This is a genomic window from Kitasatospora sp. NPDC001261 (assembly GCF_042896795.1).
Classification (GTDB): Bacteria; Actinomycetota; Actinomycetes; order Streptomycetales; family Streptomycetaceae; genus Kitasatospora.
On record NZ_JBIAXP010000003.1, the window covers coordinates 1 to 15102 of the forward strand.

Here is a 15102-nt window from a genome sequence, read left to right on the forward strand (position 1 = left end):
GGGGGCGAGGCCGGCGACCCCGGCGAGGCGGTCGGGACTGCCGAAGGCGGCCATGTCGCCGCCGGTGGCGGCGATGAACTCGGCGCCGAGCATGTTGCCGATGCCGGGCATGCTGGTGATCACCTCGGCGTGGGGGTGCTCGCGAAACCGGCTCTCGATCAGGGCTTCGAGCTCGGCGATCTCCTGGTCGAGGGACATCACCTCCCTGGCCAGGGTGTGGACCATCCTGGCGGCGGTCTTCTCCCCGGGAACGGCGGTGAACTGGGCCTCGGCGGCCGTGACCGCGGCTTCGGCCGTGCTCTTCGCCGTGGGTGCGGTGCGCACGCCATGACTCTTCAGCCAGGCCGCCAGTCGTGCCCGACCGATGCGCCGGAGTGCGGCCGGCGTCCGGTAGCCCGTCAGCAGCACGAGGGCGCTCTTGGAGACGCTGTAGTCGAAGGCCCGTTCCAGGGCCGGGAAGTACTCCAGCATCTGGGCGCGCAGCCGGTTGATGGCACGGGTGCGGTCGGCGGACAGGTCCATGCGGCGGGCGGTGAGGATCTTCAGATCGACTGCGATCTCGCCGGCCTGGTCCAGCGGTTGCAGGTCGCGGCGCATGCGGGCGGTGTCGGCGATGACGAAGGCGTCCTTGGCGTCCGTCTTCCCGTTGCCCCGGTAGGCGGCCGAGGCGTGGTGCACGGTTCTGCCGGGGATGTAGAGCAGCTTCTGCGAGTGGTTGACCAGGAGCGCGATCCACAGCGCGGCGCCGCCCGCGTTCAGGTCCACCGCCCACGTCACCGGGTTGCCGTCGGCCAACTCCAGGACGTCGCTGAGCAGTTCCAGCAGTTCGGCCTCGTTGTTCGGCACCCGGCGGGAGAACACCGTCTTCCCGTCCGTGTCGATCGCCGTGCAGTGGTGCTCGGCCTTGCCCGCATCCGTCCCGGCCCACAGTTCGGGCATCCAATCCTCCTCGCTCGACGTGCCTGTTCACAGTCCCAGCAGACGACCTCGCCGACATGTCCATACGAGCGATCTTGTTCCGCGCATCCCAATCAGCGGCCGAGTCGTCGCGGGATGCCGGGCGGCCAATCTCCCTCAGCCACGGACGCGGCAATGACATGACAGCCACACCCGGCATCCCTGGGTGCCCTGATCTTACGAATGACCAGAACGATCCCACGAAGAAAGGTATGGATTCCGTGACCATCGACGACGCGACCGGTTCCGCGACCGGGTCCGCAACCGATTCCGCCGGCGACCCCGCCGGCGGCTCCGCGACCAGGCAGCTCACCCGCTTCCCCATCCTGAAGGAGCCCGCCTGCCCCTTCGACCCGCCCTCCGCCATGCGCGAGCTCGGCGCCGGCCCGGTCCGGGTCCGGCTCTGGGACGGCAGCACCCCCTGGCTGGTCACCGGCTACGACCTCGGGCGCAAGCTCCTGGTCGACCCCCGGGTCAGCGCCGACTCGACCAGGTCCGGCTACCCGCACTTCGACCTGGGCAGCCGCGAACGGCGCAAGGACGGCCGCTCCTTCGTCGCCCTCGACGACCCCGAGCACGCCCGCCAGCGCCGGATGGTCTCCCCGCCCTTCGCGATCCGCAACATCGACGCGCTCAAGGACGAGGTCGCCGACATCGTCAACGGGCTCATCGACGAGTTCCTCACCCGGCCCCGGCCCGCCGACCTGGTCGGCGGCCTCGCCTTCCCGACCTCCACCAAGGTGATCTGCCGGATGCTCGGCGTCCCGTACGCCGACCACGAGTTCTTCCAGGACGAGAGCACCCGGATGCTGCACCGGGACAGCTCGCCCGACATGGTGGTCGGCGCCCAGGAGGCGCTGCGCGGCTACCTGCGGGAGTTGATCGACCGCCAGCTGCGCGAGCCCGCCGACGGCCTGATCTCCGAGGTGATCGAGACCCAGGTCCGCCCCGGCGCGCTCAGCCCCGAACAGCTGTCGTACATCTCCATGACGCTGCTGGTCGCCGGCCTGGAGACCACCGGGAACATGATCGCCCTCGGCACGCTGGCCCTGCTGCGCAACCCCGAGCAGCTGGCGGTGCTGCGGGAGACCGACGACCCGGGCGTGGTCAACCGCGCCGTCGACGAGCTGCTGCGCTACCTCAACATCTCGCACTCCGGCCGCCGCCGGGTCGCCCTGGAGGACATCACCGTCGGCGACGTCGTCATCCGGGCCGGCGAGGGCATCATCCTGACCAGCGAACTGGCCAACCGGGACCCGGACAACTTCCCCGACCCGGACCGCCTCGACATCACCCGGGACGCCGCGCACCACCTGGCGTTCGGCTTCGGCCCCCACCACTGTCTGGGGCGCCCGCTGGCCGTCCTCGAACTGCAGACCGTCTACGGCACGCTCTACCGGCGGATCCCCACGCTGCGCCTGGCCATCGACTTCGCCGACGTCCCGTTCAAGTACGACGGCGTGGCCTACGGCGTCCGCGAGCTCCCGGTCACCTGGTAGCGGCGGGAGGCCCCGATGAGCGACTCGTACGGGCCCGCGACGGCGGGCGGCGGCATCGTGGTGGTCGGGGCCGGGCTGGCCGGCCCGGTCGCCGCGCTCTACCTGGCCCGGCGCCACGGCCGGGTGACCGTCCTGGAACGGCACGCGGACCCCCGGCGGATCCCGGCCGGACAGGGCCGGTCGCTGATGGTGATCCTCTCCGAGCGGGGCCGGCGGGTGCTGCGGGAACTCGGCCTGGAAGCGGCGGTGCGGCGGATCTGCGCGCCGATCACCGGCCGGTGCGGGCACCTGCCGGACGGCAGCACCGCCGTCACCCCGTACAGCCGGGACGGCGCGGCGATCTGGGCGGTCGAGCGGCAGGCGCTGCACCGGCTGCTGCTGGACGCGGCCGAGGCCGAGCCGGGGGTCGACCTGCGCTTCGACCACCCGGTGCTGGCCGTCGACCCGGCGGCGCCCGCGCTGCTGGTCGGGGCGGGCGGCGCCGAGCGGTGGGTGCGGTGCCGGCACGTCATCGGCTGCGACGGCGTCCACTCGGCGGTGCGCGGCGCCCTCGTCGAGCGGGGCGCCCGGGCGCGGGTGAGCACCCTGGAACTGGCCTACCAGGAGATCGTCCTGGACCTGCCCGACTGCGACCGCGGGGTGATGCACTACTGGCCGGCCGGGGACGCGCTGTTCGGGGCCTTCCCGCAGGTGTCCAGCCGGCGCTTCGCGGGCTCGGTGTTCTTCCGCCGGGAGGGCCCGCGCCCGTCCTACCGGGCCGCGGTCGGCGGGCGGGCCCTGGCCGAGCAGTTCGCCGCCGTCTTCCCCCGGCTGGCGGCCGGAATCCCGGACCTGGAGGAGCAGTTGGGCGCCAAGCCGGTCTCCGCCGTCCGGCTCACCCGGTGCGACCGGTGGGTCCTGGGCGGCACGGCCGCGCTGGTCGGCGACTCCTGCCACGCGATGGCGCCGTTCATGGGCCAGGGCATGAACGCCGCCTTCGAGGACGTCCGCACCCTGGTCGCCTGCCTGGACCGGGAGCGGGACTGGGAACGGGCCTTCGCCGCGTACGAGCGGATCCGCAAGGGCGACGGCGACGCGATCGCGGACATCTCCTACCGGCACTACTGGACGATGTCCCGGCTGCCGGACCCCAGGCACGAGGCGGAGGAGGCCATCGCGCGCCGACTGGTCGACCTGATGCCGGAGCGGTTCCGGCCCCTGTACGAGCGCTGCGCGTTCAGCGAGGAGAGCTACTCCCTGGCGCTCACCGAGGAGCACCGGCTGCGCGAGCTGGCCCGGCGGATCCTCAGCCGGCACGGCGCCGGCGCCGCCGAGCTGCCCGACCCGCAGCTGCGGGCCTTCGCCGGGGCAGGCTGAGCCGCCAGATCTGCACGAGCCGCGTGAACTGTCGTGTCACCAGCCGGAACTGACGGGAGATCAACGATGATTCTGGTCGTTTTCAGGTCGCGCTTCTCGGAGCAGTACGACCACGAGTACGAGACCACGGAGGACTACCTCGCCAAGAAGGTGCGGGCGGTCTACGGGGACGACCTCGTCCAGGTCAAGAACTACGAGACCGAGGACGGCGAACGCCTCGCCCTGGTGTGGTGGCGCGACCCCGAGACGCTGGCGCGGTGGCGCGCCGACGTGGAGCACCACAACGCCCAGCAGCAGGGGAAGGAGAAGTGGTACGCCTTCTACGAGTTGACCGTCGCCGAGGTGATCCGGACCAGCTCGACCCTGGAGCCCGAGGCGTACCCGGCGCCCTGAGCCCGCTGTCCCGGCACCCGGCGGGCGCCGTCACAGGGCGGCGAGGACCGCGCGCGTCGCCTCCCGGGTGCTCAGCGTGCCGCCGAGGTCCGGGGTGGTCCGTCCGGCCGCGATCGATCCGGCGACAGCCGTCTCGGTCGCGGCCGCCTCCGTGTCGTGGCCGAGGTGGCGCAGCAGCAGCGCGGCGGTCAGCAGGCAGGCGAAGGGGTTGGCGACGCCCCGGCCCGCGATGTCCGGCGCCGAGCCGTGCACCGGCTCGAACATCCCGAAGCCGCTCTCCGGGTTGAGGCTCGCCGAGGGCGCCAGCCCGATCCCGCCCGCCAGCGCGGCCGCGAGGTCGCTGAGGATGTCGCCGTGCGAGTTGCTGGCCACGATGACGTCGAACCGCTCGGGCTCGGTGACCAGCTTCATCGCGGCGGCGTCGACGTACAGGTGCCGGGTGGCCGCGCCGGGGTGCCGCTCGGCGGCCCGCCGCCAGCACTCCTGCCACAGCCGGCCGCCGGCCCGCACCGCGTTGGCCTTGTCCACCAGGCAGACCTCCCGGCGGGCGGTGGCGAAGGCGAAGTCCAGGATCCGGGAGACGCCGTGCCGGGTGTTGACGTCCGCGTCGACGGCCACCTCGTGGTCGGAGGAGGCGCGGAGGTTCCCGCCGATGCCGCTGTAGAGCCCCTCGGTGTTCTCCCGGACGATCACGCAGTCCAGGGCGCGCCGGGCCGGGTCCCGCAGCGGGCTGAGCCGGTCGTGCCACAGGCGCACCGGCCGGTAGTTGGCGTACAGGTCGAAGGCGTAGCGCAGCTCCAGCAGAACGTCGCGCACGTACCCGGTGTGCTCCAGGTCCGGCCGCCCGATCGCGCCGAGCAGCACCGCGCCGCTCGCCGCCACCCGGGCCAGGTCCGCCTCGCCCAGTGCCACGCCCTCCCGGCGGTAGCGCTCCGCGCCCACGTGGTCCAGCACGTCGACGTCCAGCCCCAGGCCGAACGCGTCGACCAGCCCCAGCGCGGACTCGACCACCTCGGGGCCGATGCCGTCGCCCGGAATCACACTGATGGCAGCCACGGCCGACCCTTCCTCGCGGCGGACAGGACCAACTCCGCCCGGCCGGTGCGCAGTTCCGGCCGGGCCCAGGCCCAGGCTAGGCGCCGCCGCGGCGCGTACCCCCGGTTCTGTCGCGCTTCATTCACCCGGCGGCCGCCGTCGGCGCGGGGAGCGGGGATTCCCGGCTCCGGGTGCCCGGGTACGGATCGGTACGATCCCTGTATGGGTGGTGCGCGGGAAGAGGCCTGGGACGCCGATGCGGCGGAGCGGGCGGTGGCGGTGCTGAAGGCGGTGGCCGACCCGTCGCGGTACCGGCTGCTGTGGGCGCTGAGCCGTCGGGAGCTGCCGGTGAGCGAGCTGGCCGAGCTGCTGGGGGCGCACGTCGCGGCGACCTCGCAGCACCTGGCGAAGCTCCGGGCGGCCGGGCTGGTGGTGGCACGGCGGGAGGGGACCCGGATCTTCTACCGGGCCACCGAGGTGCGCGGGCTGCTCACCGAGGCCGCGCTGATCGCCCACGACCTGCCCGACCGCCGCGACGGCGGCGACGACGGCGCCGCCCCGGCCGGCGCCACCGCGCCGCAGCCCTTCGCCCGCGCGGCCCGCGCGGTGCGCCGCCGCCCGGCGACGGGCTGAGCCCTCAGCGCTCCGGGGCGTCCAGCCGGTACTCCTGCCGGTCGGCGTCGTACGCGAAGAGCCCCGCATAGCGGCCCCAGTCGGTCGCCGTCTCCAGCTGCCGGTCGGTCTGTTCGACGGTGTAGTGGCGGCCGAGCAGGTCGCGCAGGAAGCCGGTGCGGACGGTGGCGCCGGGCCGGTCGCCGAGGCTGTTGGCGATCAGCTTGATCAGCGGGACCTCCAGGGCCGCGGCGGCGAAGAGGGCGCGGGAGTCCTGGGCGTCGGCCCCGGTGTAGGCGGCGCCGGCGTCGGTGAGCAGCAGGTCGTCGCCGTGGACCTCGGCGAAGCCGAGCAGGTCGAGGGCGTCGACCTGGGGGAGCAGGTCGTCGATGTCCAGGCCGAGCTCGTCGGCGAGGCCGGCCAGGTCGCAGCCGCCGCCCCGGTGGGCGATCGTCTCGGCGAGACCGGAGAGGCCGTCGACGCCGGCGGTGGGCAGCGGGGTGCTGGCGACGGTGCGGCGGTCGGGGTCGGGGCCCGGCTGGTCGGTGCGGCCGGGCGCCCGGGTGTCCTTGGGGCGGCCGGTCATGATCCGGTACACCCGGTCCACCCGCTCGTCGAAGGCGGCCGAGTCGCGGTCGCGCGGCCGCTCCAGGTCGACCTCGACGGTCTCCCGGATGGTCCCGTACGGGCGGGCGCCGAGGACCACGACGCGGTCGGCCATCAGCACCGCCTCCTCGATGTTGTGGGTGACCAGCACGACGGCCCGGGTCGGGAACTGGCCGGAGTCCCACAGCTCCATCAGCTCGCCGCGCAGGTTCTCGGCGGTGAGCACGTCGAGGGCCGAGAACGGCTCGTCCATCATCAGCACGTCCGGTTCGACGACCAGCGCCCGGGCGAAGCCGACCCGCTGGCGCATGCCGCCGGAGAGCTCCTTGGGGTAGGCGGACCCGAAGCCGGTGAGGCCGATCAGGTCGATGGCCTGGGCGGCGGCCCGGGCGCGCTCCCGGGGCGGCACCCCGCGGGCCTCCAGGCCGAGCTCGACGTTCTGCCGGACGGTCAGCCAGGGCAGCAGCGCGAAGGTCTGGAAGACCAGCGCGGTGCCGGGGTTGGCGCCGGTGAGCGGGGTGCCGCGGTAGCGGACGGTGCCGGAGCTGGGCGGGATCAGGCCGGCCAGGCAGCGCAGCAGGGTGGACTTGCCGGAGCCCGAGCGGCCGAGCACGGCGACGATCTCGCCGGCCCGCACGGTCAGGTCGATGCCGGAGAGCACCGGCAGTTCGCCGGCGGCCCCGGCGTAGGCCTTGGTCAGGCCGACGGTCTCCAGCAGGACCTCGTCGTCCGGGCGCGGGGCGTCGTCGTGCGGGACGTCCCCGCGCGGGACGGGCGCGGGCTCGGCGGGGCGGCGGCGGAAGGGGAAGCGCATCGGCGGACTCCGGACTACAGCGAGTAGCGGCGCTCGGCCAGCCGGTACAGCCGGCGCCAGAGCAGACGGTTGAGGACGACGACGTACAGGCTCATCACCGCGACCCCGGCGAGCAGGCGCGGGTGGTCGCCGTGCTCGGCGGCCCGGGCGATGTACGCGCCGAGGCCGGTCGCGGTGAGCGTGGTGGAGCCGAAGGTGACCACCTCGGCGACGATGGAGGCGTTCCAGGCGCCGCCGGAGGCGGTGATCCCGCCGGTGACGTACGCCGGGAAGATCCCGGGGATGATCAGCCGCCGCCAGCGCTGCCGGCCGCGCACGCCGAGGTCGTCCATCGCCTCGCGCAGGTCGGCGGGGACGGCCATGGCCCCGGCGATGGCGTTGAACAGGATGTACCACTGGGAGCCGAGGGCCATCAGCAGGATGCCGCCGAGGTCGATCGACACCCCGGTGCGCAGCAGCAGCCAGACCACCAGGGGGAAGACGAAGTTGGCCGGGAAGCCGGCCAGCACCTGGACGACGGGCTGGGCGATCCTGGTCAGCCGGGGCGAGAAGCCGATCCGCACGCCGATCGGCACCCAGACCACGGTGGCCACCGCGACCAGCACGACCACCCGGGCGAGGGTGGCGAGCCCGAGCAGCAGCGGCTCGCCGAACACGCCGAGGCCGGTGCGGTCGGCGAGGTAGCGGCCGAGGTCGACGAGGCCCCAGAGCACGATGCCGCCCGAGACGAGGCCGAAGGCCACGTCCCCGGCCCGCCGCCGGCCGGGGTGGACGGCCGGCGGGCGCTCGGCGGTGCCGAACACCCGCCCGGCCCGGTTCAGGGCCCGCCCGACGGGCCGCAGCGCCCGGCCGAGCGCGGTGGGCAGGCGGGAGCGGCGCAGCAGGTCCAGCACGACCGAGCGCTGCACCTCGGTGGCCTCGGACTGCTCGTTCTTGAACCGTTCGGCCCAGGCGGTGAGCGGCCGCCAGAACAGGAAGTTGACGCCGACCACCAGCACCACCATGGTGGCGATCGCCCAGCCGACCCGGCCGAGGTCCCCGGCGGCGATGGCCGCGCCCGCGTACGAGCCGACCCCGGGCAGCGCGTACCGCTGGCCGTCCACGGTGATCGCCTCGGAGGCGACCAGGAAGAACCAGCCGCCGCCGAAGCCGAGCATGCCGTTCCAGACCAGGCCGATCATGCCCGAGGGCAGTTCGACCTTCCAGAACCGCGTCCACCGGCTGAACCCGAACGAGCGGGACAGCTCGTCGAGTTCGGGCGGCAGCGAGACCAGCGCCTGGTAGAAGGCGAAGGTCATGTTCCAGGCCTGGGAGGTGAAGATGGCGAACACGGCGGCGCACTCCAGGCCGAGCATCGAGCCGGGGAAGAGCGCGAGGAAGCCGGAGACGGCGACGCTCAGGAACGCGAGCACCGGCACCGACTGGAGGATGTCCAGCGCCGGGATCAGCACCCGCTCCAGCCGGCGGCTGCGGGCGGCCGCGTAGGCGTAGCCGAAGGTGAAGACGACCGAGACGGCGAGCGCGGTGAACATCCGCAGCAGCGAGCGCAGCGCGTCGTACGGCAGCCGGGCCGGGTCGGTGTCGACGGCCGCGTCCCGGGCGGTGGAGAACCGGAGGGTGCCGCCCTGGCCGAGGCGCAGCCCCAGGTAGAGCAGCACCAGCACGGCGGCCGCGACGACCAGGTCCACCCACACCCGACCGCCGAGGCGGCTCGCCGTCCGGGTGGGCAGCGAGCCCCGGGACAGGGCCGGGACGGACTTCGGCAGGGTCATGGCGGTACCTCCGGCGCAAACCCGGGCAGTCTGCTCCCTCGGTACGTCCGTACGCAAACCCGTCCCGCGTTTCGAGGACCGCTGCCCGGGCCCCGCCGGTCGCTACCGGGTGGGAGCGGCCCCGGTGTGCCGCCGGGCCGCGGTGACCAGCAGCCGGGCGGTGCGGACGGGCAGGTCCAGGTGCCGGGCGATCCACTGGGGGTCGTGCCCGTGGGTGGCGAACACCCAGGCGGTGTAGAGCCGGCTCAGGCCGGGCGCGCCGGGGGCGAGCAGCAGCGGGCGGACCTGCTCCATCGGGAAGCCGTCCAGCGAGCGGGCGCTGAACCACTGGGCGTCGTCGCGGAACGGCCGGGCCCCCGCCGCCGCGGCCGCGCCCGCCCGCCGCCGGCTGGTGGCCAGCAGCAGGGCGAGCAGCAGCCCGGCGGTCGAGGCGCCGATGAGCGTGCCGGACAGGAAGAGCCGCAGGGGGTGGGGCGCGAGGGCGACGGCGAGGCCCTCGGCGGTGATCAGCAGTAGGACGCCGCACAGCGCGGTCCCTCTGCCGGTCCTGGGGAACAGGGCGGTTCGGGTCATCGCGGGGGTCCTCCTTCGGACGGTCGTCGGGTCCTTCGGTGGTGGGGTCGGGCGGTCAGGTCAGGTCAGGTCAGGTCAGGTCAGGTCAGGTCGGGGCAGGGCAGGGCAGGGCAGGTCGGGTCCGGCCGGCGGCGTCAGGCGGTCCGGGCCAGCCGGGGGTCGTACTTGTAGCCGATCTGCCGGACGGTGGCGATCGCCTCCCGGTGCCCGGGGCCGAGCTTGCGCCGGATCCGGGCGATGTGGGTGGCGACGGTGCGGGAGTCGCCGCTGTCCGGGCGCCCCCAGACGTTCTCCATCAGCTGGCGCCGGGAGTGCACCCGCAGCGGGTTGCCGACCAGGTGGGCGAGCAGCTCGAACTCCAGGTACGGCATGGTGACGGGGCGGCCCTCGACGGTGACGGTGCGCTGCTCGGTGTCCACCACCAGGCCGGGCGCGGGAGCCGGCCGCGGGGCCGGGCGCCGGGCGGGCGCGGGGTGGTCCGAGAAGAGGGCGTCGAGCCTGGGGTAGCGCAGGGCCATGGCGGAGGGGCTCCTTCGGGGTCTGGGCGGCCGGGGCGACCGGGGTGGACGGGACGGGCGGCGCGGACGGGGCGGGGGTGCGGGCGGAGCGGGAGCGCCGCTCCGCCCGCTCAGCGGCCGGGGTGCCAGGTGGCCTCCAGCCGGGCCGTCCCGTCCGGCGCCGGGACGGTCCGCCAGCGGGCCCGCAGCCCGCCGGTGCCCGCGGCCGCCGGGCCGCCGCCCCCGCCCGCCGGGCCGGCGGCCGGAGCCGGGGCGGCCCGGAGGACGCTGTTGTCGAGGGGGCTCGCCGCCAGGCGTCGGCCGACGGCGGCGAGGGTGGAGCGCCGTCGGCCCCGGTCGGTGGACGGACGGGTGGGCCGGAAGACGGCGACGATGGTCATGGCAGGTCACCTCCGTGACGGGACAACGGGCAGGGCGTGCGCGGAGCCGGTCGGCTCAGTGGTTCAGCGCGGTCTGGACGATCTTGACGACGACCATCGCCATCGCGATCAGCAGGTAGGCGCGCAGGGCGCCCATGCCGACCTTGCGGGCGGTGGACAGCACCGGCTTGTCGAGGGTCTCCAGCGGGGGCATCCGCCAGTTCTCCCGGCCGGTGCGGTCGACCGGGTCCTCCTTGGTGCCGCGGCGCCCGAAGGTGAAGAAGTACCCGGCGACGAGCACACCGGCGACGCCGCAGCCGGCCATGATCCACAGGATCGCGTCGGAGCTGATGTCCGGCCAGACCACGGCGGCGGTGAGGATCAGCGAGAGCATCACCAGGACGCCGACCACCGCCGAGGTGAAGGCGTTGGTCCTCGGCCCGTTCGTCCAGGGCCCCAGTACGGCGCGGTCGTTGCAGAGCAGCAGCAGGAAGACGGTCGCGGAGGGCAGCAGCACCCCGGCCAGCACCTGGACGAACTGGGTCATCAGGCCCTGGGTGTAGTCGGTGGAGAGCAGCGTGATCGCCGCCGCCGCGACCACCAGGCCCGCGTAGATCCCGTAGAAGCCCTTGGCGCCCTTCACCCCGCGGTGCAGCGAGTGCTTGATGCCGAAGACGTCGCCGATCGCGTACGCGGTGGACAGCGACACCGCGAAGGCGCCGATGATCGAGGCGTCCAGCAGGGCTATCGCGAACAGCACGCCGGCCAGGTGCCCGGCCTTGTCCTCGATGCCCCGGGCGACGGCGGCCGCGTCGGAGAACTGGCCGAAGCCGTCGGTGCCCGCGAAGGCGGCGGCGGTGAGGCCCATCATGGCGGCGGCACCGACGATCACGATCACGATGCCGATCCAGAGGTCGGCCTTCTCGTACTTCATGAAGCGCGGGGTGATCCGCTTGTCGATGACGTACGACTGCTGGAAGAACAGCTGCCAGGGCGCCACGGTGGTGCCGACGATGGAGACGATCACCAGCATCACGGCCGCGAGCTGACCGGACCCGCCCGGCATGCTCGGGACCACGAAGTCGTGCGCCATCTGCGAGGTCTTCGGGTGCACCATGAAGTAGATCGGCACCAGCAGCAGCGAGCCCAGGCAGAGCGCCACGGCGACCCGCTCGAAGCGCCGGAACGAGCCGGTGAAGGCCGAGGCGATGATGATCCCGGCCGCCAGCACCACCGAGGCGGCCTTCGGCAGGCCGAGGTACCCGGCCGCGAGCGTGACCCCGATGAACTCGGTGACCAGGGTCAGCGCGTTCAGGAGGAAGAGGTCGATCACGCTGAACGCGCCCCAGAACTTGCCGAAGCGCTCCAGGATCAGGCGGGCGTGCCCGACCCCGGTGACGGCGCCGAGCCGCAGCACCATCTCCTGGTTGACGTAGAGCACCGGGACCAGCATCAGCAGCGTCCACAGCAGCTGGGTGCCGTAGTTCTGCCCGGCCTGCCCGTAGGTGGAGAAGGCGCCGGCGTCGTTGTCGCCGACCATCACGATCAGGCCGGGCCCGATGATCGCGAGCAGGGTCTTCAGCCGCGCCGACAGGCCGTGGCGGGGCGTGGTGTCGTCGAGCCGGATGGTGCCGAGGGCACCCTTGATGTCGCCGAGGTGCGCGTCGTCCAGGACGGCCGAACGCGGCTCGGGGACAGTGGAGTTGAGTGTGGCGTGGGTGGTCATGGTGGTTTCCTCCCTGGGCCCCGGACAGGCGGGGCGGTTCGGAGGCAGGCGGCAGCGCTCCCTGCAAGCGGACACGGCGCATCGGCGCGCGGCTGCGCGGCCCGTACGGAGGTGTGCGGGCACGGCGGAGCCGCGTGCGGACGTGGCGTGGACGTCGTGGCTGACGGATCGTCAGGACGTTGTGCAGGGAAGGTTGTTACCGCATGCCGGAGGTGTACGAGGGCAAGCGGGGGTAGGGGCAACTGTGGCCCGGACTACTGCAATCCATGTCTCTCGCCTCCTCCCGGCCGGCGCACCCCGTGGTGCGTGTCATCGACGCGGCAAGGAGTTCACCGGCCCGCGCAACGCGACCGCCGGTTCACCCCAACTCGTCAGAGCTTAGTCCCGTCCGGAGGTGATACTTGCGCACTTGGTTAAACCTTTACCTTTGGGGCGGGCGTTCCGGGCGTTCCGGGCGTTCCGGGTGCTCCGGTCGCTCCGCGGCGCTCGTCCCGGTCCTCCGCTTCAGGACTTCTCGATCGTCACCTTCAGGTGCTTCATGATCGGCTGGTCGCTCTGGGTGCTGTAGTCGCCGATCGCGCACAGCACGTTCAGCTCCGGCATGTACCCGGCCGCGCAGCCGCGCGGGATGTCGTACGGGACGGCCAGGTAGCCGTGCACCGAGCGGGTGCTGCCGTCCCGGGCGGTGCTGGTGACGTCCACCCGGTCGAACTCGGCCAGCCCGCGCTCGCGCATGTCGTCCCGGTTCATGAACACCAGGGTGCGCAGGTTCTTCACGCCCCGGTAGCGGTCGTCGTCCGAGTAAATGGTGGTGTTCCACTGGTCGTGCGAGCGCATCGTGCCCAGCGCCAGGGTGCCCGGCCCGGGGACGACGTCGGGCAGCGGGGCGGCGGAGAACTCGGCCCTGCCGGAGGGGGTGTCGAAGACCAGCTCGCGGGCCGGCTGCTTGATCCGGAAGCCCAGCGGCAGCCGCACCCGGCGGTTGAAGTCCTCGAAGCCGTCCAGGACCCGGGCCATGGTGTCGCGGATGCGGTCGTAGTCCTCGATGTACCACTCCCACGGGGTGGCGCTGTCCGGCAGCGCCGCGCGGGCCATCCCGGCGACGATCGCGGGCTCGGAGAGCAGGTGCGGCGAGGCCGGGCGCTTCATGCCGACCGACAGGTGCACCATGCTCATCGAGTCCTCGACCGAGGTGGACTGCACCCCGGCGCGCTGGTGGTCCTTCTCGGTCCGCCCCAGACAGGGCAGGATCAGCGCGGCCCGCCCGTGCACCAGGTGGCTGCGGTTCAGCTTGGTGCTCACCTGGACGGTCAGCTCGCAGGACTCCAGGGCCTGCCGGGTGTACGGGGTGTCCGGCGCGGCGAGCGCGAAGTTGCCGCCCATGCCGACGAACACCGTGACGTCGCCGCGCCGCATCGCCTCGATCGTGCCGACGGTGTCCAGCCCGTGCTCGTGCGGCGGCTCGATCCCGCACACCTCGGCGAGCCGGTCCAGGAACCCGGCGGCGGGCCGGTGGTCGATGCCGCAGGTGCGGTTGCCCTGGACGTTGCTGTGCCCGCGCACCGGGGAGGGGCCCGCCCCCTCGCGGCCCAGGTTGCCGCGCAGCAGCAGGAGGTTGACGATCTCCCGGACGGTGTCCACGCCGTGCTCGTGCTGGGTCACGCCCAGGCACCAGCTGAAGATCGAGCGGTCGGCCTCCCGGTAGACCCGGGCCGCCCCGAGGATGTCGGCCCGCTCCAGCCCGCTCTGGCGCTCGATCTCCTCCCAGGGCGTGGCCAGGCAGATGTCGCGGTAGGCCTCGAAGCCGGTGGTGTGGCGGTCGATGAACAGCCGGTCCAGCGCCCGGTCGTCGGCCGCGGACTGCTCCAGGACCGCCTTCGCCATGCCGCGCAGCAGCGCCATGTCGCCGCCGATCCGCGGTTGGAGGTTCAGGGTGCTGGTGCGGGTGGCCCGGTTCAGCGCCATGTCGGTGAAGTCGTGCGGGATGATCGTCCGGGTCGCCGCCGCCTCGACCAGGGGGTTGATGTGGACGACCTGCGCGCCGCGCTTGTACGCCTCGGCGAGCGAGGTGAGCATCCGGGGCGCGTTGGAGGCCGCGTTGACGCCCAGGATGAACAGCGCGTCGGTGACCTCCCAGTCCTTGAGGTCGACCGTCCCCTTCCCGGTGCCGAGCGAGGCCTGCAGCGCCCGGCCGCTGGCCTCGTGGCACATGTTGGAGCAGTCGGGCAGGTTGTTGGTGCCCAGCTCGCGGGCCAGCAGCTGGTAGAGGAAGGTCGCCTCGTTGCCGAGCCGGCCGGAGGTGTAGAACGCCGCCCGGTTCGGGTCGTCCAGCCCGCGCAGGGTGCGGCCGACCAGGGCGAACGCGTCCTTCCAGCCGATCGGGACGTAGTGGTCGGTGTCCGGGTCGTAGACCATCGGCTCGGTGAGCCGGCCCTGGTCCTCCAGCGCGAAGTCGCTCCACCCGGACAGCTCGGTCACCGAGTGGGCGGCGAAGAACTCCCGGCCGACCCGCTTGCGGGTCATCTCCCAGGTGACGTGCTTGATGCCGTTCTCGCAGATGTCCAGGTGCAGGCCCTTGGTGTCGTCGGGCCAGGCGCAGCCGGGGCAGTCGAAGCCGCCGTTCTCGTGGTTCATCCGCATCACCGCCCGCGGCCCGTCCAGGTACGCGCCCTCGCGGGCCAGGAAGCGGGTGACGCTCTTGGCGGCGCCCCAGCCGGCGGCCGGGTGGTGGTACGGCGCGACGTGGGGCGGCCCGGCGGGGGAGGGGCCGACGTCCTCCCGCGGCTCCCGCGGGGGCTCCTGCGGCTGCTTCCGCGGGGGAGTGGTGGCGGCGTCGTCGGAGGTGGTCACGGTACTCGCCTTCCGTCGCACGGGTCGGACAA

At 73.3% G+C, this 15102-nt stretch carries 13 protein-coding genes; 4 read left to right on the forward strand and 9 right to left on the reverse strand.

Annotated elements, in window-relative coordinates:
• Nucleotides 1-939: IS110 family transposase (locus tag ACFY4B_RS05050; RefSeq protein WP_387966515.1), on the reverse strand; the 939-nt coding region annotated here is incomplete at its 3' end.
• A 341-nt stretch (nt 940-1280) separates the two neighbouring features.
• Here ACFY4B_RS05050 and ACFY4B_RS05055 point away from each other — a divergent pair.
• From ACFY4B_RS05055 to ACFY4B_RS05065, 3 genes are all read left to right on the forward strand, one after another.
• Nucleotides 1281-2456 (forward strand): cytochrome P450, encoded by a 1176-nt coding sequence (locus tag ACFY4B_RS05055; protein ID WP_049656281.1) that lies wholly within the window; start codon nt 1281-1283, stop codon nt 2454-2456.
• A gap of 15 nt (nt 2457-2471) precedes the next feature.
• Entirely contained in the window at nt 2472-3812 is a 1341-nt protein-coding gene (locus tag ACFY4B_RS05060) for an NAD(P)/FAD-dependent oxidoreductase (RefSeq protein ID WP_049656276.1), read from the forward strand.
• Nucleotides 3813-3878: 66 nt separating this feature from the next.
• Entirely contained in the window at nt 3879-4205 is a 327-nt protein-coding gene (locus tag ACFY4B_RS05065) for an antibiotic biosynthesis monooxygenase (protein ID WP_049656274.1), read from the forward strand.
• 30 nt (nt 4206-4235) lie between these two features.
• Here ACFY4B_RS05065 and ACFY4B_RS05070 read toward each other — a convergent pair whose 3' ends face one another.
• Nucleotides 4236-5261 carry an isocitrate/isopropylmalate dehydrogenase family protein gene (locus ACFY4B_RS05070; protein WP_387966516.1) on the reverse strand — a complete coding sequence of 342 codons (1026 nt, stop codon included), beginning with the start codon at nt 5259-5261 and terminating at the stop codon, nt 4236-4238.
• Between the two features lie 201 nt (nt 5262-5462).
• On the opposite strand from ACFY4B_RS05070, the gene ACFY4B_RS05075 reads away from it, so the two are divergent.
• Complete coding sequence (locus tag ACFY4B_RS05075) at nt 5463-5873, forward strand: metalloregulator ArsR/SmtB family transcription factor (protein ID WP_049656270.1); 411 nt, start codon at nt 5463-5465, stop codon at nt 5871-5873.
• A gap of 4 nt (nt 5874-5877) precedes the next feature.
• On the opposite strand, the gene ACFY4B_RS05080 is transcribed toward ACFY4B_RS05075, so the two are convergent.
• The 7 genes from ACFY4B_RS05080 to ACFY4B_RS05110 all read right to left on the reverse strand — a co-directional run bounded on the left by ACFY4B_RS05080 (nt 5878) and on the right by ACFY4B_RS05110 (nt 15070).
• On the reverse strand, nt 5878-7272 hold the full coding sequence (locus tag ACFY4B_RS05080; RefSeq protein ID WP_387966517.1) for a nitrate/sulfonate/bicarbonate ABC transporter ATP-binding protein: 1395 nt from the start codon (nt 7270-7272) through the stop codon (nt 5878-5880).
• Nucleotides 7273-7286: 14 nt separating this feature from the next.
• Nucleotides 7287-9044, reverse strand: a complete 1758-nt coding sequence (locus ACFY4B_RS05085) for an ABC transporter permease (protein WP_387966518.1) — start codon at nt 9042-9044, stop codon at nt 7287-7289.
• Between the two features lie 102 nt (nt 9045-9146).
• Complete coding sequence (locus ACFY4B_RS05090; protein WP_053112287.1) at nt 9147-9617, reverse strand: hypothetical protein; 471 nt, start codon at nt 9615-9617, stop codon at nt 9147-9149.
• A 134-nt stretch (nt 9618-9751) separates the two neighbouring features.
• Complete coding sequence (locus tag ACFY4B_RS05095) at nt 9752-10135, reverse strand: winged helix-turn-helix domain-containing protein (protein ID WP_049656267.1); 384 nt, start codon at nt 10133-10135, stop codon at nt 9752-9754.
• A gap of 110 nt (nt 10136-10245) precedes the next feature.
• The gene (locus ACFY4B_RS05100) at nt 10246-10515 is read right to left on the reverse strand and encodes a hypothetical protein (protein ID WP_387966519.1); all 270 of its coding nucleotides are present in this window, start codon (nt 10513-10515) and stop codon (nt 10246-10248) included.
• A gap of 55 nt (nt 10516-10570) precedes the next feature.
• Nucleotides 10571-12220, reverse strand: a complete 1650-nt coding sequence (locus ACFY4B_RS05105) for an NRAMP family divalent metal transporter (RefSeq protein WP_074004085.1) — start codon at nt 12218-12220, stop codon at nt 10571-10573.
• A gap of 504 nt (nt 12221-12724) precedes the next feature.
• Nucleotides 12725-15070, reverse strand: a complete 2346-nt coding sequence (locus ACFY4B_RS05110) for an FdhF/YdeP family oxidoreductase (RefSeq protein WP_387966520.1) — start codon at nt 15068-15070, stop codon at nt 12725-12727.
• Between the last annotated feature and the right edge of the window lie 32 nt (nt 15071-15102).

Coding starts and splice junctions, on each gene's coding strand:
- ACFY4B_RS05065 (WP_049656274.1), top strand. CDS start 3,879: ATGATTCTGGTCGTTTTCAGGTCGCGCTTCTCGGAGCAGTACGACCAC.
- ACFY4B_RS05090 (WP_053112287.1), bottom strand. CDS start 9,617: ATGACCCGAACCGCCCTGTTCCCCAGGACCGGCAGAGGGACCGCGCTG.
- ACFY4B_RS05105 (WP_074004085.1), bottom strand. CDS start 12,220: ATGACCACCCACGCCACACTCAACTCCACTGTCCCCGAGCCGCGTTCG.
- ACFY4B_RS05080 (WP_387966517.1), bottom strand. CDS start 7,272: ATGCGCTTCCCCTTCCGCCGCCGCCCCGCCGAGCCCGCGCCCGTCCCG.
- ACFY4B_RS05075 (WP_049656270.1), top strand. CDS start 5,463: ATGGGTGGTGCGCGGGAAGAGGCCTGGGACGCCGATGCGGCGGAGCGG.
- ACFY4B_RS05060 (WP_049656276.1), top strand. CDS start 2,472: ATGAGCGACTCGTACGGGCCCGCGACGGCGGGCGGCGGCATCGTGGTG.
- ACFY4B_RS05100 (WP_387966519.1), bottom strand. CDS start 10,515: ATGACCATCGTCGCCGTCTTCCGGCCCACCCGTCCGTCCACCGACCGG.
- ACFY4B_RS05095 (WP_049656267.1), bottom strand. CDS start 10,135: ATGGCCCTGCGCTACCCCAGGCTCGACGCCCTCTTCTCGGACCACCCC.
- ACFY4B_RS05085 (WP_387966518.1), bottom strand. CDS start 9,044: ATGACCCTGCCGAAGTCCGTCCCGGCCCTGTCCCGGGGCTCGCTGCCC.